This window comes from Pseudomonas sp. BNK-44-b, assembly GCF_047456245.1.
GTDB classification, from domain to species: Bacteria; Pseudomonadota; Gammaproteobacteria; order Pseudomonadales; family Pseudomonadaceae; genus Aquipseudomonas; species Aquipseudomonas machongensis.
On the sequence record NZ_CP179908.1, the window covers coordinates 5,397,827 to 5,424,366 of the forward strand.

Annotated in this window: 21 protein-coding genes and 1 pseudogene; 15 read left to right on the forward strand and 7 right to left on the reverse strand. The window is 63.8% G+C overall.

The genetic code is table 11. The annotated features are described in order from the left end of the window. Positions 1–99: 99 nt before the first annotated feature. The gene (locus ACMGGG_RS24455; protein WP_414154570.1) at positions 100–450 is read left to right on the forward strand and encodes a YkgJ family cysteine cluster protein; all 351 of its coding nucleotides are present in this window, start codon (positions 100–102) and stop codon (positions 448–450) included. Positions 451–454: 4 nt separating this feature from the next. Here the strand turns inward: ACMGGG_RS24455 and dadR are convergent, their stop codons facing one another. Further along, positions 455–943, reverse strand: a complete 489-nt coding sequence (gene dadR, locus ACMGGG_RS24460) for a transcriptional regulator DadR (RefSeq protein WP_003258963.1) — start codon at positions 941–943, stop codon at positions 455–457. Positions 944–1,098: 155 nt separating this feature from the next. On the opposite strand from dadR, the gene dadA reads away from it, so the two are divergent. The 5 genes from dadA (at position 1,099) to ACMGGG_RS24485 (ending at position 7,043) form a co-directional block, all read left to right on the forward strand. Then, on the forward strand, positions 1,099–2,400 hold the full coding sequence (dadA, locus tag ACMGGG_RS24465; RefSeq protein ID WP_065864728.1) for a D-amino acid dehydrogenase: 1,302 nt from the start codon (positions 1,099–1,101) through the stop codon (positions 2,398–2,400). Between the two features lie 131 nt (positions 2,401–2,531). After that, positions 2,532–3,605 carry an alanine racemase gene (gene alr / locus ACMGGG_RS24470; RefSeq protein ID WP_414154571.1) on the forward strand — a complete coding sequence of 358 codons (1,074 nt, stop codon included), beginning with the start codon at positions 2,532–2,534 and terminating at the stop codon, positions 3,603–3,605. 109 nt (positions 3,606–3,714) lie between these two features. Beyond that, positions 3,715–4,263, forward strand: coding sequence for a cupin domain-containing protein (locus tag ACMGGG_RS24475; RefSeq protein ID WP_054894107.1), 549 nt, complete (start codon positions 3,715–3,717; stop codon positions 4,261–4,263). 153 nt (positions 4,264–4,416) lie between these two features. After that, positions 4,417–4,821 (forward strand): c-type cytochrome, encoded by a 405-nt coding sequence (locus tag ACMGGG_RS24480; RefSeq protein ID WP_054894126.1) that lies wholly within the window; start codon positions 4,417–4,419, stop codon positions 4,819–4,821. A 359-nt stretch (positions 4,822–5,180) separates the two neighbouring features. Then, a complete protein-coding gene (locus ACMGGG_RS24485; RefSeq protein WP_063542039.1) occupies positions 5,181–7,043 on the forward strand; it encodes an acetyl-CoA hydrolase/transferase C-terminal domain-containing protein in 1,863 nt (620 codons plus the stop codon). 66 nt (positions 7,044–7,109) lie between these two features. Here the strand turns inward: ACMGGG_RS24485 and ACMGGG_RS24490 are convergent, their stop codons facing one another. Continuing rightward, positions 7,110–7,682 (reverse strand): xanthine phosphoribosyltransferase, encoded by a 573-nt coding sequence (locus tag ACMGGG_RS24490; RefSeq protein ID WP_011536381.1) that lies wholly within the window; start codon positions 7,680–7,682, stop codon positions 7,110–7,112. Positions 7,683–7,755: 73 nt separating this feature from the next. Next, the gene (rep, locus tag ACMGGG_RS24495; protein ID WP_054894105.1) at positions 7,756–9,765 is read right to left on the reverse strand and encodes a DNA helicase Rep; all 2,010 of its coding nucleotides are present in this window, start codon (positions 9,763–9,765) and stop codon (positions 7,756–7,758) included. Between the two features lie 255 nt (positions 9,766–10,020). Between rep and ACMGGG_RS24500 the strand changes: the two genes are divergently transcribed. After that, positions 10,021–11,685, forward strand: a complete 1,665-nt coding sequence (locus ACMGGG_RS24500; RefSeq protein ID WP_414154572.1) for a putative bifunctional diguanylate cyclase/phosphodiesterase — start codon at positions 10,021–10,023, stop codon at positions 11,683–11,685. A gap of 34 nt (positions 11,686–11,719) precedes the next feature. Here the strand turns inward: ACMGGG_RS24500 and ACMGGG_RS24505 are convergent, their stop codons facing one another. Then, positions 11,720–13,102, reverse strand: a complete 1,383-nt coding sequence (locus ACMGGG_RS24505; protein WP_054894103.1) for a NorM family multidrug efflux MATE transporter — start codon at positions 13,100–13,102, stop codon at positions 11,720–11,722. Positions 13,103–13,262: 160 nt separating this feature from the next. On the opposite strand from ACMGGG_RS24505, the gene ACMGGG_RS24510 reads away from it, so the two are divergent. The 3 genes from ACMGGG_RS24510 (at position 13,263) to ACMGGG_RS24520 (ending at position 16,715) form a co-directional block, all read left to right on the forward strand. Beyond that, positions 13,263–14,189 (forward strand): LysR substrate-binding domain-containing protein, encoded by a 927-nt coding sequence (locus tag ACMGGG_RS24510; RefSeq protein ID WP_414154573.1) that lies wholly within the window; start codon positions 13,263–13,265, stop codon positions 14,187–14,189. Positions 14,190–14,307: 118 nt separating this feature from the next. Next, positions 14,308–16,218 (forward strand): FTR1 family protein, encoded by a 1,911-nt coding sequence (locus ACMGGG_RS24515; protein WP_414154574.1) that lies wholly within the window; start codon positions 14,308–14,310, stop codon positions 16,216–16,218. A 47-nt stretch (positions 16,219–16,265) separates the two neighbouring features. Next, positions 16,266–16,715 carry a YaiI/YqxD family protein gene (locus ACMGGG_RS24520; RefSeq protein ID WP_054894100.1) on the forward strand — a complete coding sequence of 150 codons (450 nt, stop codon included), beginning with the start codon at positions 16,266–16,268 and terminating at the stop codon, positions 16,713–16,715. 59 nt (positions 16,716–16,774) lie between these two features. Here the strand turns inward: ACMGGG_RS24520 and elbB are convergent, their stop codons facing one another. Continuing rightward, positions 16,775–17,440, reverse strand: coding sequence for an isoprenoid biosynthesis glyoxalase ElbB (gene elbB, locus ACMGGG_RS24525; RefSeq protein WP_414154575.1), 666 nt, complete (start codon positions 17,438–17,440; stop codon positions 16,775–16,777). A gap of 112 nt (positions 17,441–17,552) precedes the next feature. Between elbB and ACMGGG_RS24530 the strand changes: the two are divergent. Beyond that, positions 17,553–18,131 (forward strand): annotated as a pseudogene (locus tag ACMGGG_RS24530) (sterol desaturase family protein); the annotation flags it as partial. A 549-nt stretch (positions 18,132–18,680) separates the two neighbouring features. Here ACMGGG_RS24530 and ACMGGG_RS24535 read toward each other — a convergent pair. Next, positions 18,681–19,325, reverse strand: coding sequence for a DedA family protein (locus ACMGGG_RS24535; RefSeq protein WP_414154576.1), 645 nt, complete (start codon positions 19,323–19,325; stop codon positions 18,681–18,683). A gap of 208 nt (positions 19,326–19,533) precedes the next feature. On the opposite strand from ACMGGG_RS24535, the gene hemB reads away from it, so the two are divergent. Together hemB and ppk1 are read left to right on the forward strand one after the other, a co-directional pair. After that, complete coding sequence (gene hemB / locus ACMGGG_RS24540; RefSeq protein ID WP_063542047.1) at positions 19,534–20,544, forward strand: porphobilinogen synthase; 1,011 nt, start codon at positions 19,534–19,536, stop codon at positions 20,542–20,544. Positions 20,545–20,564: 20 nt separating this feature from the next. Beyond that, entirely contained in the window at positions 20,565–22,802 is a 2,238-nt protein-coding gene (ppk1, locus tag ACMGGG_RS24545; RefSeq protein WP_112897072.1) for a polyphosphate kinase 1, read from the forward strand. Between the two features lie 53 nt (positions 22,803–22,855). Here ppk1 and ppx read toward each other — a convergent pair whose 3' ends face one another. Further along, positions 22,856–24,358 carry an exopolyphosphatase gene (gene ppx, locus ACMGGG_RS24550; protein ID WP_065861757.1) on the reverse strand — a complete coding sequence of 501 codons (1,503 nt, stop codon included), beginning with the start codon at positions 24,356–24,358 and terminating at the stop codon, positions 22,856–22,858. 277 nt (positions 24,359–24,635) lie between these two features. Here ppx and trxA point away from each other — a divergent pair, with 277 nt between their 5' ends. Both trxA and rho read left to right on the forward strand, forming a co-directional pair. Continuing rightward, positions 24,636–24,965 (forward strand): thioredoxin TrxA, encoded by a 330-nt coding sequence (gene trxA, locus ACMGGG_RS24555; protein WP_054894093.1) that lies wholly within the window; start codon positions 24,636–24,638, stop codon positions 24,963–24,965. Positions 24,966–25,219: 254 nt separating this feature from the next. After that, complete coding sequence (rho, locus tag ACMGGG_RS24560) at positions 25,220–26,479, forward strand: transcription termination factor Rho (protein WP_039581904.1); 1,260 nt, start codon at positions 25,220–25,222, stop codon at positions 26,477–26,479. Positions 26,480–26,540 lie beyond the last annotated feature (61 nt).

A 26,540-nucleotide genomic window follows, 5' to 3' on the forward strand; every position in this document is an offset into this window, starting at 1 on the left:
GGGCGAGGATAAGCTGGGGTTTCGCGGTTGGGCAACCGGGCGAGGGCTTGCTCGGCGAATGGCCCTATAATCCTCACAAACCTCGACGACACACCGCCCATGCCCTGCAACCACAAGATCCAGTTCCTGCGCGAACTCATCCCGTCCTTCGAATGCGAGCCCGGCTGCCACGAGTGCTGTGGCCCGGTCACCACGTCCAGTGAAGAGATGGCTCGCCTGCCGCGCAAGACCCAGGCCGAACAGGATGCGGCGCTGGAGCGCCTGGACTGTGTGCACCTCGGCCCGCAAGGCTGCACCGTCTATGAAGAGCGCCCGCTGATCTGCCGCCTGTTCGGCACCACGCCGCGCATGGCCTGCCCCCGTGGTCGTGGTCCGCAGCAGCCGATCGAACCCGAGGCCGAGCGGCTGATCCATGGTTATATCGCCAGCACCCGCCAGGTGCTGGTCTGACGGTTCAGTCCGGAATTGGCAGGCAGAGGCTCTCCTTGACCTCTTCCATCACGATGTAGCTTTTCGATTCGCGCACATGCGGCAGCTTGAGCAGGATGTCGCCCAACAGCTTGCGGTACGAGGCCATCTCGGAAATGCGCGCCTTCACCAGGTAGTCGAAGTCTCCCGACACCAGGTGGCACTCCAGCACATGCGGCAGCTTGAGGACGGCGCGGCGGAACTCTTCGAAGGTGTCGCCGGACTTGTAGTCCAGGCTGATCTCGACGAACACCAGCAGGCTGCCCTTGAGGTGTTGCGGATTGAGGCGGGCGTTGTAGCCCATGATGATGCCCTCACGTTCCAGGCGGCGGACACGTTCGGTGCAGGGGGTAGTGGACAACCCGACTTTCTCGCCCAGCTCGGTGAAGGAGATACGCCCGTCATTCTGCAGGATGCGCAGGATGTTGCGGTCGATCTTGTCCAGTTCACGTTTGCTCTGGTGTTGGGTTCTCATAGGGGATGCCCCTCCGTGAAAGGCGTTTTTGCCGAGAATTCTCGCCAAATATAGGTTTTTATATAGTGAAAAGCACTGGGCCGAGATTCTTATACTGCGCGCATCCATGCCATTTCAACAAAAGACTGCGGTGTACCGCGTGCGAGGGATAGACGATGCGAGTTCTGGTACTTGGTAGCGGTGTGATCGGAACCGCCAGTGCCTACTACCTGGCCCGGCAAGGTTTCGAAGTGACGGTGGTCGATCGCCAGCCGGCGGTGGCCATGGAAACCAGCTTCGCCAACGCTGGCCAGATCTCGCCCGGCTATGCCTCGCCCTGGGCCGCGCCAGGCGTGCCGCTCAAGGCCATCAAGTGGCTGCTCGAGCGCCACGCACCGCTTGCCATCAAGCTGACCGGTGACGTCGACCAGTACCTGTGGATGGCGCAGATGCTGCGTAACTGCACCGCCAATCGCTATGCGGTGAACAAGGAGCGCATGGTGCGCCTGTCCGAGTACAGCCGCGACTGCCTCGACGAGCTGCGCGCCGAAACCGGCATCGCCTACGAGAGCCGCACCCTGGGCACCACCCAACTGTTCCGTACCCAGGCCCAGGTCGATGCCGCAGCCAAGGATATCGCCGTGCTCGAGCAGTCTGGCGTGCCTTACGAATTGCTCGACCGCGACGGCATCGCCCGCGTGGAGCCTGCGCTGGCGGGCGTGAAGGACATCCTTGCTGGCGCCCTGCGCCTGCCCAACGACCAGACCGGCGACTGCCAGCTGTTCACCACCAAGCTGGCCGACATGGCCATCAAGCTGGGCGTCGAGTTCCGCTTCGGCCAGAACATCCAGCGCCTGGACCATGCCGGTGACCGTATCAATGGCGTGTGGATCGACGGCAAGCTGGAGACAGCCGATCGCTACGTGCTGGCGCTGGGCAGCTATTCGCCGCAACTGCTCAAGCCGCTGGGCATCAAGGCACCGGTGTATCCGCTCAAGGGCTACTCGCTGACCGTGCCGATCACCGATGCCGACATGGCGCCGACGTCGACCATTCTCGACGAAACCTACAAAGTCGCCATCACCCGTTTCGACAACCGTATCCGTGTCGGTGGCATGGCTGAAATCGCCGGTTTTGACTTGTCGCTGAACCCGCGTCGACGCGAAACGCTGGAGATGATCGTCAACGACCTTTATCCTCGCGGCGGCGACCTGAGCCAGGCCAGTTTCTGGACCGGCCTGCGCCCGGCCACTCCGGATGGCACCCCGATCGTCGGTGGCACCGCGTTCCGCAACCTGTTCCTCAATACAGGTCACGGCACCCTGGGCTGGACCATGGCTTGCGGTTCCGGTCGCCTGCTGGCCGACCTGATCGCGCGCAAGAAGCCGCAGATCAGTGCCGAAGGGCTGGATATCTCGCGCTACGGCAACAGCCGCGAGAGTGCTGGCCACGGTAGCCCGGTATCGGCTCACCAGTAATTGCAGCGCTGGCCTCTTCGCGGGAAAGCCCGCTCCCACGGCAGGATGAGGACTTGTGGGAGCGGGCTTGCCCGCGAAAAGGCCAGCACCGTTCCTCCGTCATAAACAGATCCACCAGAAGGCTGCCCTCCATGCGCCCCGCCCGTGCCCTGATCGACCTCCAAGCCCTCCGTCACAACTACCGCCTGGCCCGTGAATTGTCCGGCGCCAAGGCCCTTGCCGTGGTCAAGGCCGATGCCTACGGCCACGGTGCGGTACGTTGCGCCCTGGCGCTGGAGACCGAGGCTGACGGTTTCGCCGTTGCCTGCATCGAAGAGGCCCTGGAGCTGCGTGCCGCAGGGATCAAGGCTCCGGTGCTGCTGCTCGAAGGCTTCTTCGAGGCCAGCGAGCTGGCGCTGATCGCCGAGCACGACCTGTGGTGCGTGGTGCACTCGCTGTGGCAGCTCGAAGCGATCGAGCAGACCGCTGTGCGCAAGCCGCTGAACATCTGGCTCAAGCTCGACAGCGGCATGCACCGCGTGGGCCTGCACCCCAAGGACTACCACGAGGCCTACCAGCGCCTGCTGGCCAGCGGCAAGGTCGCGCGCATCGTGCTGATGACCCACTTCGCCCGTGCCGACGAGCTCGATGCCTCGACCACCGAGCAGCAGGTCGCCGTGTTCCAGGCCGCCCGCCAGGGGCTGGCCGCCGAGTGCAGCCTGCGCAACTCCCCCGGTGTGCTGGGCTGGCCGCAGGTGCCGAGTGATTGGGTGCGTCCGGGCATCATGCTGTACGGGGCCACGCCGTTCGAAGTCGAGCAGGCCGCAGCTGCGCGCCTGCAACCGGTAATGACCCTGCAATCGCGGATCATCAGCGTGCGCGAACTGCCGACCGGTGAGTCAGTCGGCTACGGTGCCAAGTTCACCAGCCCGCGCCCGACCCGGGTTGGCGTGGTCGCGATGGGTTACGCCGATGGCTACCCACGCCACGCGCCCACCGGCACCCCGGTGGTGGTCGCCGGCAAGCGTACTCAACTGATTGGTCGGGTCTCGATGGACATGCTCTGCGTCGACCTCACCGAAGTGCCCGAAGCGGGTATCGGCAGCCCGGTCGAGCTGTGGGGCAAGCAGGTCCTGGCCAGTGACGTGGCACAGCAGGCTGGCACCATTCCCTACCAGATCTTCTGCAACCTGCGGCGCGTGCCATTGGATTATTACGGCGAATGAGGCGCTGAAGCGGACAGGCTGGGGTCTTGCGTGTTGTAAATACTGAACGGCATTGCCATGATATCGTTCACATTTGACCCCATCTCGACCGTTTCTGGAGGCGCAAGCTTTGGACGTCGGCGAACGACTGCAAGCCATCCGCAAGCTCAAGGGCCTGTCCCAGCGCGAACTCGCCAAACGGGCGGGCGTAACCAACAGCACCATCTCGATGATCGAGAAGAACAGCGTGAGCCCGTCGATCAGCTCCCTGCGCAAGGTGCTGAGCGGCATTCCCATGTCGATGGTCGAGTTCTTTTCCGTCGAGCTTGCGCCGGAAAGCCCCACCCAGATCGTCTACAAGGCCCACGAGCTGATCGACATTTCCGACGGCGCGGTGACCATGAAGCTGGTCGGCAAATCGCACCCCAACCGTGCCATCGCCTTTCTCAACGAGGTTTATCCGCCGGGGGCCGACACGGGTGAAGAGATGCTCACACACGATGGCGAAGAGACCGGAATCCTCCTCGAAGGCCGTCTTGAACTGGTGGTCGGCGCCGAAACCTTCATCCTCGAAGCGGGCGACAGCTACTACTTCGAGAGCACCCGTCCGCACCGTTTCCGCAACCCTTTCGACGAACCTGCCCGCCTGATCAGTGCTGCCACGCCTTCGAACTTTTGATCCAGCGCAGCGTATTGTTTCGCCAATACCCCTTTCCTGTGTGGGGTCGTTTCACGCCTTCCGGGTAGCCGCTATACTTTTCAACGCTCGCCAGCCGTGGCGGCGGGCGTGATTAGCCACCATGAGGGTGTACGCGTGAACCAAATCAAGAAAATGCTGGCCGTACCAGCAGCCGTATTCGCCCTCTGGGCACTCAATGCAAGCGCTGCGACCAACGACGACATCGCCAAGCGCCTGGAGCCGGTGGGGCAGGTGTGCGTTCAGGGCCAGGAGTGCAAGGGCATGGAAGTGGCCGTATCGGCCGGTGGCGGTGGCGCCAAGACACCCGACGAAATCATCGCCAAGCACTGCAATGCCTGCCATGGCACGGGCCTGCTGAATGCGCCGAAGATCGGCGACACGGCGGCCTGGAAAGAGCGCGCCGATCACCAGGGCGGCCTCGACGGGATTCTGGCCAAGGCCATCACCGGCATCAACGCCATGCCGCCCAAGGGCACCTGCGCCGACTGCTCGGATGAAGAGCTCAAGGGTGCGATCAAGAAGATGTCCGGGCTGTAGACCGGACTGGATTTGCGTAAAGCCCGCCATTAATGGCGGGCTTTTGCATTTAGGGGTAGGTGCCGGCCCCGGGAAGAGGTCGGCCCGGTCAGCAAATCAGCTAGGGTAATGGTCACAACCTGTAGGAGCGGGCTTGCCCGCGAAAGGGCCGGCCTGTTCAGCAAATCAGCCAGGGCAATGGTCACAACCTGTAGGAGCGGGCTTGCCCGCGAAAGGGCCGGCCTGTTCAGCAAATCAACCAGGGTAATGATCACAACCTGTAGGAGCGGGCTTGCCCGCGAAAGGGCCGGTCTGGTCAGCAAATCAGCCAGGGTAATGGTCACAGCCTGCAAGCCCCCACAAAGCCACAGGAGCCCCCGATGCCCCATCGCTGCTCGATCGACCAGGCCGTCGACCAGGTCCTGGCCCGCCTCCCGGCCCATATCCACATGGGCCTGCCCCTGGGCCTGGGCAAACCCAATGCCTTCGTCAACGCCCTCTATGCCCGCATCCGCAGCCTGCCCGAGCGGCGCCTGACGATCTACACCGCCCTCAGCCTGGGCAGACCGCCGCTGGGTGACGGCCTGCAGCGGCGCTTCCTCGAACCCTTCGTCGAGCGCGTCTTCGCCGATTACGAAGAGCTCGACTACCTCGCCGACCTGCGCAACGACACCCTCCCGGCCAACATCCGTGTCGAGCAGTTCTTCATGCAGCCCGGTTCGCTGCTGCACAGCGAGACCGCCCAGCAGGACTACGTCAGTAGCAACTACAGCCACGCTGCGCGCGATATCAACGCCAAGGGCTTGAACCTCATCGCCCAGATCGTTGCCGCTACGCCCGAGCGTCCGGATCACCTGAGCCTGGCCTGCAATCCCGACATTACCCTCGACCTGCTGCCGATGATCGCCAAGCGCCGTGCCGCAGGCGAAACCATCCTCATGCTCGGCCAGGTGCATGCCGAACTGCCCTACATGCCGGGCGACGCCGAACTGCCTGCACAGGATTTCGACCTGCTGATCGATACCCCCGAGCAGCGTCGACTGTTCTGCACCCCGAACATGCCGGTCACCCTCCAGGACCACTGCATCGGCCTGTACGCCAGCACCCTGGTGCGTGATGGCGGCACCCTGCAGATCGGCATCGGCGCCATGGGCGATGCCGTGGCCGCAGCGCTGCTCGCGCGCCAGGACGACAACGACGCCTACCGCGCGTTGCTCGAAGACCTGGACCTGAACCCCTGGAAAACGCTGATCGAGCGTGAGGGTGGTATGGATGCCTTCGCCCAAGGGCTCTACGGCTGCAGCGAGATGTTCGTCAACGGCCTGCTGGCGCTGGCCGAAGCAGGCGTGGTGCGGCGCCCGGCCGACGAGCAGGGCGTGCTGGTGCATGGCGGGTTCTTTCTCGGCACCGCAGATTTCTACCAGCGCTTGCGGCAGATGCCTCTTGAGCAGCGCAAACGCTTCGCCATGACCGCCATCAGCTTCATTAACGAGCTGTATGGCGACGAAGCACTCAAGCGTCGCCAGCGCCGCGATGCGCGCTTCGTCAACACGGTGTTTGGCATGACCCTGCTCGGTGCCGGGGTGGCCGATCAGCTGGAAGATGGCCGGGTGCTCAGCGGTGTGGGCGGGCAGTACAACTTCGTCGCCCAGGGCCATGCACTGGAGGGCGGGCGCTCGATCCTGCTGCTGCGTAGCTGGCGCGAGGCGGGTGGCGAGGTGACGTCGAATGTGTTCTGGCAGTACGGACATTGCACCATTCCCCGGCACCTGCGTGACATCGTGATCACCGAATACGGCATCGCCGATCTGCGTGGGCAGACCGACAGCGAGGTGATCGCACGGTTGCTGGCAATCAGTGACTCACGTTTTCAGAAACCTTTGATGGAGCAGGCCAAGAAGGCCGGCAAGCTGGCGCGGGACTTCGAGCTATCGGCACGCTTCACCGACAACACGCCCGAGCGCCTGGAAGCGATCAGGGCGCGGTATGCGGGGTTGTTCCCCGAGTACCCGCTGGGCAGCGACTTCACGCCTGAGGAGCAGGACCTGCTGCGGGCGCTGAACTGGCTCAAGAGCAAGTTCAAGCTGAGCGAGGTGCTGGAGCTGGGCAAGGCGGCGCTGGATGCGCCAGAACCTCAGGCCTATACGGCGCATCTGGTGCGGATGGGGCTGAGTGAACCGCAGGGGCTGAAGGAGGAGCTGTACCAGCGGTTGCTGCTGGCGGGGTTGCAGGCTGCAAAATAAACGCTCGGACATGCTGGCCCCTGTGGGAGCGGGTAAACCCGCTCCCACAGAGCTCGCGTAGCGGCCTTATTCGATGAAGGTCACGACCCCACCTTCCAGCGACTTCACCCGAGCCAGCGATTCGACGCGATAGCCTTGGCTGTCCAGCTCGGCGCGACCGCCCTGGAACGATTTCTCGATGACGATCCCCAGGCCCGCCACGGTGGCGCCGGCCTGCTTGATGATCGAAATCAGCGCCTGGGAAGCCTTGCCGTTAGCCAGGAAGTCATCGATCACCAGCACGCGATCACTGCTGTTGAGGTGACGCGGCGAGATGGCCACGGTGTTCTCGGTCTGCTTGGTGAAGGAATACACCGAAGCGGTCAGCAAGTTCTCGGTCAGGGTCAGCGACTGATGCTTGCGGGCGAAGATCACCGGCACGCCCAGCTTCAGGCCGGTCATCACCGCCGGGGCGATGCCCGACGCCTCGATGGTGACGATCTTGGTCACGCCGGAGTCTGCGAACAGGCGGGCGAACTCGTCACCGATCAGTTGCATCAGCGCAGGGTCGATCTGGTGGTTGAGAAACGCGTCGACTTTGAGAACCTGATCGGAAAGCACGATGCCTTCTTCGCGAATCTTCTGCTGCAGTGCTTCCACTGTGTATTCCTCGATGTAGCAAAGGTGGCCGCATCCAGAAGGTCGCGGCTAAGGTTTAAAGAGTAAGGGTTGGTCAGCGTTTGAGCATGGCCCGGATGTCGGCCAGCGCGTTATTGCCCCGCGCCGCCTTCACCTCCACAGGCGCATCCTCCAGGCCTTCCCAGGCCAGGTCGTCCGGCGGCAGTTCATCCAGGAACCGGCTGGGCGTGCAGTCGATGATCTCGCCGTACTGCTTGCGCTTGGCGGCGAAGGTGAAGGCCAGAGTCTGACGGGCGCGGGTGATGCCCACGTAGGCCAGGCGGCGTTCTTCCTCGATGGTGTCGGCTTCGATGCTCGAGCGGTGGGGGAGGATTTCTTCCTCCATGCCCATGATGAATACGTAGGGGAATTCCAGGCCCTTGGAGGCGTGAAGGGTCATCATCTGCACACCCTCGGCGTTTTCTTCCTCTTCCTGCTGGCGCTCGAGCATGTCGCGCAGCACCAGCTTGCCGATGGCGTCCTCGATGGTCATGTCACCCTCTTCGTCCTTCTCGAGGGTGTTCTTCAGCGCATCGATCAGGAACCAGACGTTGCCGATGCGGAAATCCGCCGCCTTGTCGCTGGCGGTGTTCTGGCGGATCCAGTTCTCGTAGTCGATGTCCTTGACCATCTCGTGCAGCGCAGCGATCGGGTCTTCCAGGGCAACCTTGTGACGCACGCCGTCGAGCCAGTGCTTGAAGCGCTGCAGGCGCTCGGTGTAGCGCGCATCGAGGTGCTCGCCCAGGCCCAGCTCCTCGCTTGCCGCGTACATCGACACGCCGCGCTCGGTGGCGTAGTTGCCGAGCTTTTCGAGCGTGGTCGAGCCGATCTCGCGGCGCGGCACGTTGATCACCCGCAGGTAGGCGTTGTCGTCGTCCGGGTTGACCAGCAGGCGCAGGTAGGCCATGAGGTCCTTGACCTCCTGGCGACCGAAGAAGCTGTTGCCGCCGGACAGGCGATAGGGCACCTGGTGGTGCTGCAGCTTCAGCTCGATCAGCTTGGCCTGGTAGTTGCCGCGGTAGAGGATGGCGAAGTCGCTGTACGGGCGATTGGTGCGCAGGTGCAAGGTGAGGATTTCCATGGCCACGCGCTCGGCCTCGGCTTCCTCGTTCTTGCAGCGGATCACGCGGATTTCGTCGCCCACGCCCATCTCGCTCCACAGCTGCTTCTCGAAGTCGTGGGGGTTGTTGGCGATCAGCACGTTGGCGCAGCGCAGGATGCGGCTGGTGGAGCGGTAGTTCTGCTCGAGCATCACCACTTTCAGGGAGGGATAGTCCTCCTTGAGCAGCATCAGGTTCTCCGGGCGTGCGCCACGCCAGGCGTAGATCGACTGGTCGTCGTCGCCCACCACGGTGAACTGGTTGCGCATGCCGATGAGCATCTTGACCAGCAGGTACTGGCTGGCGTTGGTGTCCTGGTATTCGTCGACCAGCAGGTAGCGCACGCGGTTCTGCCAGCGTTCCAGCACGTCGGTGTGCTCCTGGAACAGCTTGACCGGCAGCAGGATCAGGTCGTCGAAGTCCACCGCGTTGTACGCCTTGAGCGTGCGCTGGTAGTGGGTGTAGACGATGGCGGCGGTCTGCTCGCGCGGGTTGCGCGCTTTCTCCAGGGCTTCGGCGGGCAGGATCAGGTCGTTCTTCCACGAGCCGATCATGTTCTTGATCTCGTCCAGCCCGTCGTCGCCGGAGTATTCCTTCTGCATGATGTCCGACAGCAGCGCCTTGATGTCGGACTCGTCGAAGATCGAGAAGCCCGGCTTGTAGCCCAGGCGCTGGTGTTCCCGGCGGATGATGTTCAGGCCCAGGTTGTGGAAGGTGCACACCGTCAGGCCCCGGCCTTCGCCTGGACGCAGCAGGGTGCCGACCCGCTCCTTCATCTCGCGCGCGGCCTTGTTGGTGAAGGTCATGGCGACGATGTACTGGGCACGGATGCCGCAGTTCTGGATGAGGTGGGCAATCTTGCGCGTGATCACGCTGGTCTTGCCGGAGCCTGCACCGGCGAGCACCAATAGAGGGCCGCCGACGTAGTCTCGGGCTTCCTGTTGCCGGGGATTGAGTCGGGACATGCTAGAAACCGGAAGTAACCAGAAAATAGCCGCGCATTCTAGCAGGCATGGGTCGGTTATGGCGCGACCGTCTGACAGTGTGATGCAGCGCACCATTCAGATTTGCGGGCGTTGCGACTTTCGCGCAGGATGCACGGCAAAATCCGTCGAGATGCGGGGCAGGGAACGCCACATATAAAAGTGAGAATCATTTCCACTTGTCGGTTAGGATACGGCACATCCTCGGTCACACTGTTCGAGCCCTAAGGAGCCCGCTTGTCCACGCCCGTCGAACCGTTGCGCTTGCTGCTGTTGGCCGATGAGCCGGAATGGGCTGCGTTGCTGCGCGAATGTGTCCAGCCGCTGGCTGGCAGCGCGGTACTGTTGACTGCGCCGAACTGGGAGGCGGTGGACAGCCTGTTCGTTCACGATCGCCAGGCCGTGGTACTGGCCACGCCCGACCTGCAGCCGACACCCGGACGCTGCGACCTGCCGACCATCCTGCTGCTGGAGCACGAGCCCGAGACGCCTCCGGTGGGCGTGAGTGACTGGCTGGTGCGTGAGCAACTGAGCAGTGACGCGCTGCGCCGCTCGTTGCGTCATGTGCGTGAACGCGGTGTGCTGGTCGCCACCTTGCAACGCCTGGCCGAGCAGGACCCGCTCACCGGCATCGCCAATCGCCAGGGCTTCCAGGCACTGCTCAGCGCACGCCTGGCGGAGAACGCAGGCCGCGGCCTGGCCCTCGGTCACCTGGACCTGGACAACTTCCGCCACGTCAACGACGCCCTGGGGCACCAGGGCGGTGATCGCCTGATCCTGCAGGTGGTCAACCGACTCAAGCAGCAGCTGGAGGCCGGTGATCAGTTGGCGCGCCTGGGCAGCGATGAGTTCGCGCTGCTGATCGACACCCGCCGCGACCCCAGCCGCGCCGAGCGCACCGCCGAGCGTATCGTCGAAGCCCTGGCCGAGCCGTACTGGATCGATGGCGAAAGCCTGCTGCTTGGCTGCAGCCTGGGCCTGGCCCATGCCCGTGCGCAAGCGGGCGCCGATCCGTTGATGTGGCATGCGCACATCGCCATGCGCCAGGCCAAGGGCAGCCAAGGCTGCACGTATCACGTGTTCAACGAGCGGATAAACAGCAACGCCCGCAGCCTCGCCGATCTGGAAAGCGAGCTGCGTCGGGCCCTGCGTCGTGACGAGCTTGAACTGCACTACCAGCCACGCTTGAACCTCAAGGACGGCACCATCGTCGGCCTCGAGGCACTGGTGCGCTGGCGGCATGCCGAGCGTGGCCTGCTGCCGCCGAGCGAGTTCGTGCCGCTGGCCGAGCAGAGCGGGCTGATCGTACCGCTGGGCTACTGGGTGATCTCCCGCGCCCTGCGTGACATGCAGGCCTTGGGCGAGCACGGCCTGGCGCCGCTGCACATGGCGGTGAACCTGAGCTTCCGCCAGTTCCAGGACAGCCAGCTGTTGGCGACCCTGAGCCGGCTGATCGTCGAACACGGCGTCGATGCGCGTTGGCTGGAGTTCGAGCTGACCGAGACCGCGGTGATGCGCCGCAACGAAGTGGTGCGCCAGACCATGGATGCACTGGGGCGCCTGGGTGTGCGTTTCTCGCTGGATGACTTTGGCACTGGTTTTTCGTCGTTCGTGCACCTGAACAGCCTGCCCATCACCTTGCTCAAGGTCGATCGCAGCTTCGTCGCCGGCATGGAACAGCGCGAAGAAAACCGCAAGCTGGTGCACGCGATGATCAACCTGGCGCACAACCTCAACCTGGAAGTGGTGGCCGAAGGGGTGGAAAGCGATGAGCAACTGGGTCTGCTGCGTGATTTCGGTTGCGACCAGGTGCAAGGGTTCCTGGTCAGCCGGCCGCTGCCGATCGATGAGCTGATCGTCTACCTGTTCCAGGCGGCCAAGCCGCAGTTGGTGAGTGTTTAGCCGGTAGCGGCCCGCGATAGGGCCGCCACTGATTTCAGGCCGAAACCGCCGCCCCCACGGCCGCCTTGCCCAGCAACCGCTTCATCCGCCATTCGAATGCCAGCGTCAGCGCCACTGCCGCACACGCCAGCCCCAGCGCCAAGCCCCACCAGATACCCACCGCACCCCCGCCGAGCGTGAAGGCGAACACCCAGGCGCATGGCGCGCCCACCAGCCAGTAGCACAGCAGACCGATCACGAATGTGGTCTTGGCGTCCTTCAGGCCGCGGATCGAGCCCATTGCGATGGTCTGCGTGCCGTCGAACAGCTCGAACCAGGCGGCCACCATCACCAGTTGCACGGCGAGCGCGAAGATGGCGGCGAACGCTGGGTCATTGCGGTCGACCAACAGCCCCACGAAGGTCTCCGGGAACAGCCAGAACAGCACCGCGAAGGTGAACATCACCACCGCGCCCAGGCCGATCCCGATGCGCCCGGCGCTGCGCGCGGCCAGCAGGTTGCCTGCGCCGTAGTACAGCCCGACTCGCATGGTCACCGCATAGGACAGCCCGGTCGGCACCATGAACGCTGCCGAAATGATCGGCAGGGCGATCTGGTGGGCGGCCAGCTCGGTATCGCCCAGTACACCCATGCACAGGGCGGCGAAGGCGAACAAGCCGACTTCCACGATGTAGGTACCGCCGATCGGCAGGCCCAGCCGCCACAACTCGCGAAGTGCATCGAGCGATGGGTGTGACAGGCCCTTGCGCAGCGGATAGGCGTCGTATGCACGGTGCCAGTGGATGTATAGAGCCAGGGCGATGGCCATGCCCAGCGACACCACGGCAGTGACCAGGCCGATGCCCATGAGGCCCAGCTTGGGCAGGCCGAACATGCCTTCGATCAACGCGTGGTTGAACAGGTAGTTGAGTACCGTGCCCACCAGGCTGATGACCATCACCGGGGTCGAATGGCCCAGGGCGCTGGTGAAGCCGCGCAGGGCCATGAAGGTCAGGTAGCCGGGCAGCGCCAGGGGTAGCAGGGTAAGGAACTGCATGGCCATGTCGACGTTGTCGGGACGCTGGCCGAACAGCAGCAGCAAAGGTTTGAGGTTCCACAACACCAGGGCCGCGCCCAGCGCCAGGCCCCAGGCCAACCACAGGCCGTTCTGCGCCAAGCGCGTAGCACCGGCAATGTCACCTGCGCCTTTGCGGAAGGCCACCAGGGTGCCGACCGCGGCGATCACGCCCAGGCAGAAGATCGACACGAACGAATAGCTCGCCGCGCCCAGGCCGCCCCCTGCCAGCGCCTGTGGGCTGATGCGCGCCATCATCAGGGTGTCGGTGAGCACCATCAGCATGTGCGCCAATTGCGAGGCGACCAGGGGGCCGGCCAGGCGCAGCAGAGCCTTGAGTTCGGTGGTGGGCGCGACATGCATGGGGCGAAGTCCTTGGGTATGGGTCCTACAGAAAGAGCTCACGATTCTGAGGCTTCGGTCAACATTGCACAAAAAGATAAAAGCGATCATTGGCATGAGTTCAACTCATGGATGTATGCTTCTGCCAAATTGCCTCATGCGCCCGTATGACAGGTGTCTCATGTCTCGTCAGCTACCACCGCTGTATGCCCTGCGCGCATTTGAAGCCGCCGCGCGGCTGAGCTCCTTCACCCGCGCCGGTGAGGAGCTGTCCATCACCCAGAGCGCGGTCAGCCGCCACATCCGCACGCTTGAAGATCACTTCGGCTGCCGCCTGTTCGTGCGCAACGGTCGTAATCTGCAGCCCACCGAGGCGGCGCGGATGCTGTTGCCCGGTGTGCGCGACGGGTTCTCGTCACTGGAGCGGGCCTGCAATACCTTGCGCGGCGAAGACGACATCCTGCGCATGAAAGCCCCCTCGACCTTGACCATGCGCTGGCTGCTGGCGCGCCTGAGCCGCTTTCGCCACCTGCAGCCGGGCAACGAGGTGCAACTGACGAGCGCCTGGATGGACGTCGACCATGTGGATTTCAATCAAGAGCCTTTCGATTGCGCCGTGCTGCTCAGCGACGGCAACTTTCCGGTGGACTGGGAGGTGCGTCGGCTGTTCGCCGAGCTGCTGATCCCGGTTGGCGCTCCGGCCCTGCAGGCCGAAGCGCCGTGGGATGCGCGCAGGCTGGCCAGTGTCGAGCTGCTGCACCCGACGCCCGATCGTCGCGACTGGCGCGGTTGGCTGGCGCGCATGGGCCTGAGCGAAACGGTGTCGCTCAAGGGCGGGCAGGTGTTCGATACCCTGGAGCTGGGCATGATCGCCGCAGCTCGGGGTTATGGGGTGTCGATGGGTGACCTGCTGATGGTCGCCGAAGACGTCGCCCAGGGGCGACTGAGTCTGCCATGGCCGACGGCGGTGGCCAGCGGCCTGGACTATTACCTAGTATGGCCGCGCACCCGCCCGGGCGGCGAGCGGTTGCGGCGTTTGAGTGCCTTCTTGCAGGAGGAGGCGGCGGCGATGGACTTGCCTGAGGTGGAGATCCTGGGAGCGTCTTGAGCGGGCCGATCAGGACTTATTCGTTGCAAGATTTTTCATGAAATCCGCCCGCGAACCTTGAGCAAGTCGAAGTGGAAGTGAACAATGTTCGCTTTCGTATTCTCGCCGAGATCGCCCCATGATTCCCCGTTCCCGTCCGCTCGCGTGGTTGCCGGCCTTGTTGCTCGGTCCGGTGCTGGCGCTGTGCAGCACCCTGGCGCAGGCCGAAGCCCCCGCCGAGGCCATCAAGGCGTTGCACCTGCTGGACTATATCGGTGCCGACTACCCGCCGACCGTAGAGGGCGGCAAGGTGGTGGATGAAGGTGAATACCGCGAACAGCAGGAGTTCAGCGGGGTGCTGGCCGAGCTGGTCAATGGCTTGCCGGCCAACCCCGAACGCGACGCTCTCGAGCAGGGTGTGCAGGCGCTGCGCCAGGCCATCGAGCAACGCCAGGACGGCAGCGCCGTGGCGCACCAGGCTCGGCAGTTGGGCGCGCGGCTGGCGGTGGCCTATGAGGTCAGCCAGGCGCCGGTGATCACCCCGGATCCGGCACGCGGTGCTGCGTTGTACGCGCAGAACTGCTCGATCTGCCACGGTGACACCGGTGCCGGTGACGGCCCTGCGGGTGTCGGCCTGGAGCCTGCGCCGGCCAACCTGCGTGACGCCCAGCGCCTTGACCAGTTGAGCCTGTTCGACCTGTACAACACCCTCGGCCTGGGTATCGAGGGCACCGAGATGCCGTCGTTCGCCGACCAGCTCGACGAACGCCAGCGCTGGGACGTGGCCGCCTACATTGCCAGCTTCACCGCCGACCCGCAGGCGGCCAAGGGTGACAAAACCTGGAACATCGCCGATCTGGCCCGCCAGACTCCGGCCGAAGTCGCCGCCAACGAAGGCGCCGCGGCCGTTGCCGCATTCCGTGCCCAGCGCGCCCAGCCACCGCAGGTCAAGCGTGGCCCGGCACAGTTGCTCGAATACACCTCCAGCACCCTGGACAAGAGCCTGGCGGCCTACCGCGAGGGCGATCACGACCAGGCCTACGACCTGTCGGTGGCCGCATATCTCGAAGGCTTCGAGCTGGTGGAGAGCTCGCTCGACAACATCGACGCGCAGGTGCGCAAGGATACCGAGAAGTCGTTGATGGCCTACCGGCAGTCGCTGCAGGATGGCTTGCCCGCCGAGCAGGCTGCGCAGCGCCTGGCCGAGGCCAAGGTCAAGCTGGAGCAGGCGGCGAAACTGCTGGGCAGCGATGGTCTGAGTTGGTCGCTGAGCTACATCTCCGGGCTGCTGATCCTGCTGCGCGAGGGCCTGGAGGCGATCCTGGTGCTGGCCGCGATCCTCGCCTTCCTGCGCAATACCGGGCAGCAGTCGGCGGTACGCAGCGTCAACATTGGCTGGGGCCTGGCATTGGTGGCAGGTTTCGCCACCTGGGCCCTGGCGGCCTATGTGATCGATGTCGGCGGCGCCCAGCGCGAGTTGCTCGAGGGCTGCACGGCGCTGTTCGCTGCGGTCATGGTGCTGTGGCTGGGGGTGTGGATGCATGACCGGCGCCACGCCGCAGCCTGGCAGGACTACATCAAGAGCAGCCTGCTCAGTGGTGGCGGGCGCTTCGGCTTTGCCATGCTGGCGTTTTTCTCGGTGTACCGCGAGCTGTTCGAGGTGATCCTGTTCTACGAAACCCTGTGGCTGCAGGCCGGGCCTGCCGGGCACCAGGCGGTGCTGGCCGGTGGCGCTACCGCGCTGGTGTTGCTGGTGGGATTGGCCTGGGTGATTCTGCGTGGATCGGCGAAGCTGCCACTGTCGCTGTTCTTCAGCATCAACGCTGCGTTGTTGTGCGCGCTGTCGGTGGTGTTCGCCGGGCACGGCGTCAAGGCGCTGCAGGAGGCTGGGGTACTGGGCACGCGACCGGTGCCGTTCTTCGAGTTCGATTGGCTGGGGATTCATGCCGACGCTTATTCGTTGAGTGCGCAGGCGGTGGCATTGCTGGCTATCGTGGTGCTTTACGGACGCTCGCGCATTGCCGAAAAACGCAGGGCTGCAGCGAACTGAGGCCGGGGCTGGCACACTATTTCTTTTCGAATCACGGAAACATCGTCATGCGCATATGGATCGACGCCGACGCCTGCCCCAAGGCGGCCAAGGACCTGATCGTCAAGTTCGCCCTCAAGCGCAAGCTGGAAGTGGTGATGGTGGCCGGCCAGGCCGTGGCCAAACCGGCCTTCGCGATCGTGCGGCTGATCGTGGTGCCCAGCGGCATGGATGCCGCCGACGACTACCTGGTGGAGCATGCAGAGCCCGGCGAGCTGGTGATCTGCAGCGACGTACCGCTGGCCGATCGTCTGATCAAGAAGGGTGTGGCGGCGCTGGACCCGCGTGGTCGCGAGTTCGACGAGCGCAACATGGGGGATCGGCTGGCGGTGCGCAACCTGTTCACCGAGTTGCGAGAACAGGGGCAGGTCGGCGGTGGGCAGGCGCCCTATGGCGAGCGGGAGAAGCAGGCGTTTGCCAATTCGCTGGATCGGATCCTCACGCGGTTGACGCGTTGACCTTTTCGCGGCGGTTCGGCGCTCCGACTTGCCCGCGAAAAGGCCCGCCCTGATGCGCTTCAGTCCTTCTCGTGAGTCAGCTCCAGCACCCGGTCCACCAGTTTGTAGATCCCACCCGCCGCTTCGCTGATCGACTTGGCCAGCATATAGGCCGGGGTGGTCACCAGCTTGCGCTGGGTGTCTTCGACGATGTCATGCACATCGCATTCTTCATGGGTGCCGCCCATCTTCACCACGGCTGCGCTGGTGTCGGCATCGTTGCCGATGGTGCAGACCACGCCTGGGCCGTAGATCTTCGCGGCCAACGCCGGCGAGATGCAGATCAGGCCGACCGGCTTGCACGCCGCGGCGAAGGCCTCGGCCAGTGCCAGTACCTCGGGGTTCACGCTGCAACTGGTCCCTTCGACGGCGAAATTGGACAGGTTCTTCGCAGCGCCGAAACCGCCAGGCACGATCAGCGCGTCGAAGTCCTCGGCCCTGGCTTCGCGGATATCCTTCACTTCACCGCGGGCAATGCGCGCCGACTCCACCAGTACATTGCGCGACTCGGGCATTTCTTCGCCGGTCAGGTGGTTGATCACGTGCATCTGCGCGATGTTCGGCGCGAAACACTGCACCTGGGCGCCGCGCTGGTCGAGGCGCAGCAGGGTGATCACGCTTTCGTGGATTTCGGCGCCGTCATATACGCCACAGCCGGAAAGAATCACCGCTACCTTTTTCGTCATGCTCATTACTCCAGTGTCGAGGCGCTAAATGTCCTCTAGTTTGGCAGATGTGGCCATAAGGGTTGTGCCCGACGCAGCCTAATCTCTGTGGATAACGCTTGGGATCGTCACCATGGACCTGATTCTGCTGGCCGTGCCGTTCTTCTTCGTGCTGATTGCTGTGGAGCTGGTCGCCGACCGGCTGCGCGGGCAGCGCAACTATCGCCTGGCCGATTCGATCAACAGCCTGAGCACCGGGGCGCTGTCGACCAGCACGGGGCTGCTGACCAAGGGCGTGGGGCTTGTGAGCTACGCGCTGGCCTGGGAGCACCTGGCGCTGCTGCGCCTGCCGGACGGTGCGGTCTGGGTCTGGTTGCTGGCGTTCGTGCTCTACGACTTCTGCTACTACTGGCTGCACCGCCTCGGCCATGAACGCAACGTGTTGTGGGCGGCGCATTCGGTGCATCACCAGAGCGAGGAGTACAACCTCACCACCGCCCTGCGCCAGACCAGCAGCGGCTTTCTCTTCTCGTGGATCTTCTATCTGCCGCTGGCCCTGATCGGCGTGCCGCCGCTGGTATTCGTCACCGTGGCATCGCTGAACCTGCTGTACCAGTTCTGGGTGCATACCCGGCACGTGCCCAAGCTGGGCTGGCTCGAATGGGTACTGATCACGCCGTCCAACCATCGTGTCCACCATGCGCAGAATCCTTTGTACTTGGATCGCAACTACGGCGGCGTGTTCATTCTCTGGGACCGCCTGTTCGGCACTTTCCAGGAGGAGGACCCGCGCGAGCCCGTGGTGTTCGGCGTGACCACACCGCTGGCGAGCTGGAATCCGCTGTGGGCCAACCTGCAGTTCTATGCCCAGCTCTGGCGCGATGCGCGGCGCACTCGCAGTCTGTGGGACAAGCTGCGGATCTGGTTCATGCCCACCGGATGGCGACCGGCGGATGTGGAGGCGGGTTATCCACAGGCCAAGGTTGATCTGGCGCAGTTTCGCAAGTTCGAGATACCGCTGGGGCGAGCCCAGCAGTTGTACGTGGCGCTGCAGTTCGCCGTGTACGCAGGGTTGGGGAGTTACCTGATGGAGGTGGCCGAGCGCGTGCCGCCAGCGGCGCTGGTGCTGGGCTGGACACTGATGGCGTTTGGCTTGTTCGTGCTTGGGGTAGCGCTGGAGAACCGGCCTTGGGCCGCGCGCCTCGAGCTGCTGCGGCTGGCGTCCAACGGGCCGGCGCTTTATCTGGGTGGGGTGTTGGGCCTAGGGGCGGTTACGCCCTTGGCCTGGCTCCTGCTCGGGCTCTACAGCCTGTTCAGCCTGTGCGGCCTGGCTTTCTGCCGCCGCCTTGCGCTCGGCACGCAGGTTGCGGAAACGTCGGCGCAGCCAGAGCAGCCCGCCCAGCACCAGCAGGCCGCCGAGCACCCATAGCTCGTATTTCTTCACGTTGCCCAGCAGGCCTTCGAGGATGGCGCCGAAGTGATAGGCCGCCGCGCCCAGGGCCAGGGCCCAGATCGCCGCGCCAATACCGTTGAGCAGCAGGTAGCGCCGCGGGGGATAGCCCGACAGGCCGATGGCCACCGGCATCACGGTGCGCAGGCCATAGACGAAACGGAAGCTCAGCACCCAGATATCGGGGTGGCGGCGGATATGTTCCAGCGCGCGGTCGCCCATGGCCTGCCAGCGCGGTTTGCGCGCGAGGATCTTGCGCCCGTGGCGACGGCCCATGAAATACCAGAGTTGGTCACCGGCATAGCTGCCGAAGAACGCCACCACCACGACCAGGCTGATGTCCATGTATCCACGGAACGCGAGAAATCCTGCCAGTACCAGGATGGTCTCGCCTTCGAAGAAGGTGCCTAGAAAGAGGGCGAAATAGCCGAAATCCTGCAGGAATTGTTGAAGCATTTTCTGAGGTGCTGGCGAAATGAACGCGCAGCCTACCCCTTCGCGCGCCTGGGGGAAAGTGTCCAAATGTGTCTCGACGTGAACAATTCCTACAAGGACAATGCCTGCGGCCACAAGTCGCAGGGTTGCCCTTCCCTGTAACCTAGGCGTCATAATGGGCGCTTATAACTGTCGCGCTAGCCCGCCTGCGCGGGCTCAGGAGTCTGCCGTGAGCTTTACCCCCGCCAACCGCCTGTTTCCTGCTACCCGCCTGCGTCGCAACCGCCGGGACGAATTCTCCCGTCGCCTGGTTCGCGAGAACACCCTGACCGTCGATGACCTGATCCTGCCGGTATTCGTGCTGGACGGTGAAAATCGTCGCGAGGAAGTGCCGTCGATGCCGGGCGTCGAGCGTCTGTCGATTGACCTGCTGCTCGAAGCCGCACAGGGTTGGGTCGAGTTGGGGATTCCGGCGCTGGCGCTGTTCCCGGTGACCCCGGTGGAGAAGAAATCCCTCGATGGTGCCGAAGCCTGGAACCCGGACGGTATCGCCCAGCGTGCCACCCGCGCCCTGCGTGCGCGCTTCCCGGAACTGGGGGTGATCACCGACGTCGCACTCGATCCCTTCACCACTCACGGCCAGGACGGCATCCTCGACGAAGAGGGCTACGTACAGAACGACATCACCGTCGACGCCCTGGTGCGTCAGGCGCTGTCGCATGCCGAAGCCGGTGCCCAGGTGGTGGCGCCGTCCGACATGATGGACGGTCGTCTGCAGGCCATCCGCGAGGCCCTGGAGCTGGCCGGCCACGTGAACGTGCGCATCATGGCTTACTCCGCCAAGTACGCCAGCGCCTACTACGGCCCGTTCCGCGATGCGGTCGGCTCGGCGCTGAACCTGGGCAAGGCCAACAAGGCCTCCTACCAGATGGACCCGGCCAACAGTGACGAGGCCCTGCATGAAGTGGCCACCGACCTCGCCGAGGGCGCCGACATGGTCATGGTCAAGCCGGGCATGCCGTACCTGGACATCGTTCACCGCGTCAAAACCGAATTCCGCGTGCCGACCTTCGTGTATCAGGTCAGCGGCGAATACGCCATGCACATGGCGGCCATCCAGAACGGCTGGCTGAGCGAAGCCGTGATTCTCGAATCCCTCACCGCTTTCAAACGGGCCGGCGCCGATGGCATCCTCACCTATTTCGCCGTGCGTGCCGCTCAATTGTTGAGAGGGCAGTAACGCCCTCACAGGAACGTCAGATGAATAACGAAGTGCTCACTGCTGTCGAGATCAAGGAAGCCAAGGCCCTCCCGGAGGAACTGCTGCAGACCCCACCGGACCTGCCGGCGGCACCTGAGCCGGAGCCTGCGCCTGTCGTCGAGGCCGCCGCCCCGGCGCCGGCCCCGGCGATTCCGGTGCCCGGCCTGGACGACAGCAGCCTGTACATTCATCGTGAGCTCTCGCAGCTGCAGTTCAACATCCGCGTGCTGGAGCAGGCGCTGGATGAGTCCTACCCGCTGCTTGAGCGTCTGAAGTTCCTGCTGATCTTCTCCAGCAATCTCGATGAGTTCTTCGAGATCCGCGTCGCGGGGCTGAAGAAGCAGATCAATTTCGCCCGGGAACAGGCCGGTGCCGACGGCCTGCAGCCGCATCAGGCGCTGGCGCGGATCAGCGAGCTGGTGCACCTGGAGGTGGACCGCCAGTACGCGATCCTCAACGACGTGTTGCTGCCGGAGCTGGAGAAGCATGCGATTCGCTTCATCCGACGCCGCTACTGGACGCCCAAGCTCAAGACCTGGGTGCGTCGCTACTTCCGCGACGAGATCGCCCCGATCATCACCCCGATCGGCCTCGACCCGACCCACCCGTTCCCGCTGCTGGTGAACAAGAGCCTGAACTTCATCGTCGAGCTCGAGGGCGTCGATGCCTTCGGTCGCGACTCGGGCCTGGCGATCATCCCGGCGCCGCGTCTGCTGCCACGGGTGATCCGTGTGCCGGAAGAGGTTGGCGGCCCCGGCGACAACTATGTCTTCCTGTCGTCGATGATCCACGCCCATGCCGACGACCTGTTCCAGGGCATGAAGGTCAAGGGCTGCTACCAGTTCCGCCTGACCCGAAACGCCGACCTGGCGCTGGACTCCGAAGAGGTCGACGACCTTGCCCGTGCCCTGCGTGGCGAGCTGTTCTCGCGCCGCTACGGCGACGCCGTGCGCCTGGAGGTTGCCGACACCTGTCCGAAGCACCTCTCCGACTACCTGCTCAAGCAGTTCAGCCTGAGCGAGAGCGAGCTTTACCAGGTCAATGGCCCGGTCAACCTGACTCGTCTGTTCAGCATCACTAGCCTGGACAGCCACCCGGAGCTGCAGTACACGCCTTTCACCCCGGCGATCCCGAAGATCCTGCAGAACGCAGACAACATTTTCAGCGTCATCAGCAAGCAGGATGTGTTGCTGATGCACCCGTTCGAATCCTTCACTCCGGTGGTCGACCTGCTGCGCCAGGCCGCCAAGGACCCGCACGTGCTCGCCGTGCGCCAGACCCTGTACCGCTCCGGGGCCAACTCGGAGATCGTCGACGCGTTGGTCGATGCCGCGCGTAACGGCAAGGAGGTCACTGCGGTGATCGAGCTGCGCGCGCGTTTCGACGAAGAGTCCAACCTGCAGATGGCCAGCCGACTGCAGGCGGCCGGTGCGGTGGTGATCTATGGCGTGGTCGGCTTCAAGACCCACGCCAAGATGATGCTTATCCTGCGCCGCGAGCAGGGCGAGATCGTCCGCTACGCGCACCTGGGTACCGGCAACTACCACGCCGGCAACGCCCGCCTGTACACCGACTACAGCCTGCTGACCTCCGATGACGCGCTCACCGAGGACGTCGGCAAGCTGTTCAGCCAGTTGATCGGCATGGGCAAGACCCTGCGCATGAAGAAGCTGCTGCATGCGCCCTTCACCCTCAAGAAGGGCATGCTCGACATGATCGCCCGCGAGACGCAGTTCGCGCTCGACGGCAAGCCGGCGCACATCATCGCCAAGTTCAACTCGCTGACCGATGCCAAGGTCATCAAGGCCCTGTACAAGGCGAGCCAGTCGGGCGTGCGCATCGACCTGGTGGTGCGTGGCATGTGCTGCCTGCGTCCGGGCATCCCGGGGGTTTCGCACAATATCAATGTGCGCTCGATCATCGGCCGCTTCCTCGAGCACACGCGGGTGTTCTACTTCCTCAACGGGGGTGAAGAGCAGATCTACCTGTCCAGCGCCGACTGGATGGAGCGCAACCTCGACAAACGCGTCGAGACCTGCTTCCCGGTGGAGGGCAAGAAGTTGCTGCTGCGGGTGAAGAAGGAGCTTGAGGGCTACCTGACCGACAACACCCAGGCCTGGACCCTGCAGCCAGATGGTCGTTATGTGCGCAGTACCCCGACCGGCAACCAGAACCCGCGCAGCGCCCAGGCGACGCTGCTGGAGCGCCTGAGCAACCCGGTGCTGAACGTACGCTAGACACGCTGTAGGCGCGGCACAAGGCCGCGCCTACATAGGGTCAGCGTCGGGGTTCAGCGCACGCTCAGCACGAACCCGACCCGCGCCAGCCACTCCGCCTCGTTGGCGAAGTCGGCCTGGGTAAGCGGATGCTGCTCCAGCCAGCCCTCAGGGAACACCACTTCCAGACTGTCGTCGGCAGCCTTGAGCTCGACCTTGGGCATTTGCTGGGTGCCGCGGATGTGGTGGAAGAGGATGGCGAAGCGCAGCAGCACGCACAGGCGGATCAGCTTGACGCCTTCGTCGCCGAACTCGGCGAACTTGTCCTTGGGGATGTTGCGGCGATGGCCGCGTACCAGCAGGGCCAGCATCTGCTGGTCCTCGCGGGAGAAGCCCGACAAGTCGGAGTGTTCGATCAGGTAGGCGCCGTGCTTGTGGTAGTGATAGTGGGCGATGTCCAGCCCGACTTCATGCACCTTCGCCGCCCAGCCCAGCAGATCGCGCCAGTTGCCGTTTTCCAGATCCCACGCCTTGGCCACCTGGTCGAAGGCGTGCAACGCCTTGCGCTCCACGCGCGCGGCCTGGCCTTGATCGACGTGATAGCGCTCCATCAGCGAATTCAGTGTGCGCTCACGCACGTCCTCGTGATGATGGCGGCCGAGCAGGTCGAACAGTACGCCCTCACGCAGGGCGCCGTCACAGTGGTCCATGCGCTGCAGTTCGAGGGCGTCGAAGATCGCCTCGAGAATCGCCAACCCTGCAGGGAAAATGGTGCGCCGGTCCGGTTTGACGCCGTCGAAGTCGATCTTGTCGACTTCGCCCAGCTTGAACAGCTTGCGCTTGATCACGGCTAGGCCTTCGGCATTGACCTCGCCATTGCCATAACCGTTGGCCTTGATCGCGGCGCCGATGGCGCGGATGGTGCCCGACGAACCGATGGCCTCGTCCCAGGTCAGGCGGTGCAGGGCGTTCTCGATGCTCATCAGCTCAAGGCGCGCGGCGGTGTAGGCCTGGGCGTAGCGTGCCGGCGTGATCTTGCCGTCGCGGAAATAGCGCTGGGTGAAGCTTACGCAGCCCATCTGCAGGCTTTCGCGCAGCAGTGGCTCGAAACGTTGACCGATGATGAACTCGGTACTGCCGCCGCCGATGTCGGCGACCAGGCGTTTGCCGGGGGTGTCGGCGAGGGTGTGCGACACGCCCAGGTAGATGAGGCGCGCCTCTTCACGACCTGAAATGACCTCGACCGGATGGCCGAGAATGGCTTCGGCACGCAGGATGAAGTCATTGCGGTTGCGAGCTTCACGCAGGGCGTTGGTGCCGACGATGCGCACAGCGCCGGCCGGCATGCCATTGATCAGCTGGGCGAAACGCTTGAGGCATTCGAGGCCCCGCTGCATGGCTTCTTCGCTGAGCTGGCGATCTTCGCTGATGCCCGCAGCCAGCTGAACCTTCTCCCCCTGCCGTTCGAGAATGCGGATCTCGGTATGGTGGGCCTTGGCCACGACCATGTGGAAACTGTTGGAGCCAAGGTCGATGGCGGCGATCAGAGACAGGTTCTTCGCGGTGGTTTGCGGCATGATCTGGATGTTCTCGGTCGATAACCCGGCAATCCTGCCATGATCGCGGGCATACGCCAACGCGCGACATGGCGAGGATTGATGCAGGGCAATGTGCGGGTGGCCTGAATGACTGATCAACAAAGGCCTCGGACAAATCCTATGACGCTTGTATGACAGTTTCGATTCGTGGCGTCTTGCACAACTATAGTTACACTCAATCGGCCGTGGCTTCCTGTAGGGCGTGGGTGCGGCTATGATGGGCAACGTTTTTTATGCTTACGACCTGGAGAACTCCATGAGCAGCGATCTGATCAAACACGTCACCGACGCCACCTTCGATGCCGAAGTGCTGCAGGCTCAAGGCCCGGTGCTGGTCGACTACTGGGCTGAATGGTGCGGTCCATGCAAGATGATCGCTCCGGTCCTGGACGACATCGCCTCCACCTACGAAGGCAAGCTGACCGTCGCCAAGCTGAACATCGACGACAACCAGGAAACCCCGGCCAAGCACGGCGTGCGCGGTATCCCGACGCTGATGCTGTTCAAGAACGGCAACGTCGAGGCGACCAAGGTCGGCGCGCTGTCCAAGTCCCAGCTGGCTGCGTTCCTCGACGCCCACCTGTGATGTGAAAGAGCCCCGCAAATGCGGGGCTTTTTTTGTCCCCGAGGCTCGATTTCCCCTGTCAAAACCACTAGACGCCGAAAAAAGCAAGTGTTACATTCGGCCTCGCACTGCTTCTCCAGTGCCCTTCGCACGCCGTCGCCGACGCACTCCCAATTCGAATCAGTACGCGATCCTGTCGCCAATCTAGCGGCGCGGCCTCATTAAGCCAGAAGCTTAATTCTCCCCCCTTCTTACATGATTACGTCACTCCCCTTATGAACCTGACAGAACTCAAGCAAAAGCCGATTACCGATCTGCTGGAAATGGCCGAACAGATGGGCATCGAAAACATGGCCCGTTCGCGCAAGCAGGACGTGATTTTCGCCCTGTTGAAAAAACACGCGAAGAGCGGCGAAGAGATCTCGGGTGACGGCGTGCTGGAGATTCTCCAGGATGGATTCGGTTTCCTGCGTTCGGCAGATGCCTCGTATCTGGCCGGCCCTGACGATATCTACGTCTCGCCCAGCCAGATCCGCCGCTTCAACCTGCGCACCGGCGACACCATCGTCGGCAAGATCCGCCCGCCGAAGGAAGGGGAGCGTTACTTCGCCCTGCTGAAGGTCGACACCATCAACTTCGACCGTCCGGAAAACGCGAAGAACAAGATCCTGTTCGAGAACCTGACGCCGCTGTTCCCGAACCATCGCCTGAAGATGGAAGCCGGTAACGGTTCCACCGAAGACCTCACCGGTCGTGTCATCGACCTGTGCGCACCTATCGGCAAGGGCCAGCGCGGCCTGATCGTCGCTCCGCCGAAAGCGGGCAAGACCATCATGCTGCAGAACATCGCGGCCAACATCACTCGCAACAACCCCGAGTGCCACCTGATCGTCCTGCTGATCGACGAGCGTCCGGAAGAAGTGACCGAGATGCAGCGCACCGTGCGCGGCGAAGTGGTCGCCTCGACCTTCGACGAGCCACCGACCCGCCACGTGCAGGTTGCCGAAATGGTGATCGAGAAGGCCAAGCGCCTGGTCGAGCACAAGAAGGACGTGGTCATCCTGCTCGACTCCATCACCCGTCTGGCGCGTGCCTACAACACCGTGATCCCGAGCTCCGGCAAGGTCCTGACCGGTGGTGTCGACGCCCACGCCCTGGAAAAGCCCAAGCGTTTCTTCGGCGCTGCCCGTAACATCGAGGAAGGCGGCTCGCTGACCATCATCGCCACCGCGCTGGTCGAGACCGGCTCGAAGATGGACGAGGTCATCTACGAAGAGTTCAAGGGTACCGGCAACATGGAGCTGCCGCTGGACCGCCGCATCGCTGAAAAGCGCGTGTTCCCGGCCATCAACATCAACAAGTCCGGTACCCGCCGCGAAGAGCTGCTGACTGCCGACGACGAGCTGCAGCGCATGTGGATCCTGCGCAAGCTGCTGCACCCGATGGATGAGGTGGCGGCCATCGAGTTCCTCATCGACAAGCTCAAGCAGACCAAGACCAACGATGAGTTCTTCCTGTCGATGAAGCGCAAGTAAGCGTTTCAAGCTGGAAATGATTGGGGCCGCTTCGCGTCCCTTCGCGGGCAAGCCCGCTCCC

What these genes read in the sequence shown, in the direction of transcription:
- ACMGGG_RS24455 (WP_414154570.1), top strand. Translation starts at nt 100, where the DNA reads ATGCCCTGCAACCACAAGATCCAGTTCCTGCGCGAACTCATCCCGTCC.
- dadR (WP_003258963.1), bottom strand. Translation starts at nt 943, where the DNA reads ATGAGAACCCAACACCAGAGCAAACGTGAACTGGACAAGATCGACCGC.
- dadA (WP_065864728.1), top strand. Translation starts at nt 1,099, where the DNA reads ATGCGAGTTCTGGTACTTGGTAGCGGTGTGATCGGAACCGCCAGTGCC.
- alr (WP_414154571.1), top strand. Translation starts at nt 2,532, where the DNA reads ATGCGCCCCGCCCGTGCCCTGATCGACCTCCAAGCCCTCCGTCACAAC.
- ACMGGG_RS24480 (WP_054894126.1), top strand. Translation starts at nt 4,417, where the DNA reads ATGCTGGCCGTACCAGCAGCCGTATTCGCCCTCTGGGCACTCAATGCA.
- ACMGGG_RS24485 (WP_063542039.1), top strand. Translation starts at nt 5,181, where the DNA reads ATGCCCCATCGCTGCTCGATCGACCAGGCCGTCGACCAGGTCCTGGCC.
- rep (WP_054894105.1), bottom strand. Translation starts at nt 9,765, where the DNA reads ATGTCCCGACTCAATCCCCGGCAACAGGAAGCCCGAGACTACGTCGGC.
- ACMGGG_RS24505 (WP_054894103.1), bottom strand. Translation starts at nt 13,102, where the DNA reads ATGCATGTCGCGCCCACCACCGAACTCAAGGCTCTGCTGCGCCTGGCC.
- ACMGGG_RS24510 (WP_414154573.1), top strand. Translation starts at nt 13,263, where the DNA reads ATGTCTCGTCAGCTACCACCGCTGTATGCCCTGCGCGCATTTGAAGCC.
- ACMGGG_RS24515 (WP_414154574.1), top strand. Translation starts at nt 14,308, where the DNA reads ATGATTCCCCGTTCCCGTCCGCTCGCGTGGTTGCCGGCCTTGTTGCTC.
- ACMGGG_RS24520 (WP_054894100.1), top strand. Translation starts at nt 16,266, where the DNA reads ATGCGCATATGGATCGACGCCGACGCCTGCCCCAAGGCGGCCAAGGAC.
- elbB (WP_414154575.1), bottom strand. Translation starts at nt 17,440, where the DNA reads ATGACGAAAAAGGTAGCGGTGATTCTTTCCGGCTGTGGCGTATATGAC.
- ACMGGG_RS24535 (WP_414154576.1), bottom strand. Translation starts at nt 19,325, where the DNA reads ATGCTTCAACAATTCCTGCAGGATTTCGGCTATTTCGCCCTCTTTCTA.
- ppk1 (WP_112897072.1), top strand. Translation starts at nt 20,565, where the DNA reads ATGAATAACGAAGTGCTCACTGCTGTCGAGATCAAGGAAGCCAAGGCC.
- ppx (WP_065861757.1), bottom strand. Translation starts at nt 24,358, where the DNA reads ATGCCGCAAACCACCGCGAAGAACCTGTCTCTGATCGCCGCCATCGAC.
- trxA (WP_054894093.1), top strand. Translation starts at nt 24,636, where the DNA reads ATGAGCAGCGATCTGATCAAACACGTCACCGACGCCACCTTCGATGCC.
- rho (WP_039581904.1), top strand. Translation starts at nt 25,220, where the DNA reads ATGAACCTGACAGAACTCAAGCAAAAGCCGATTACCGATCTGCTGGAA.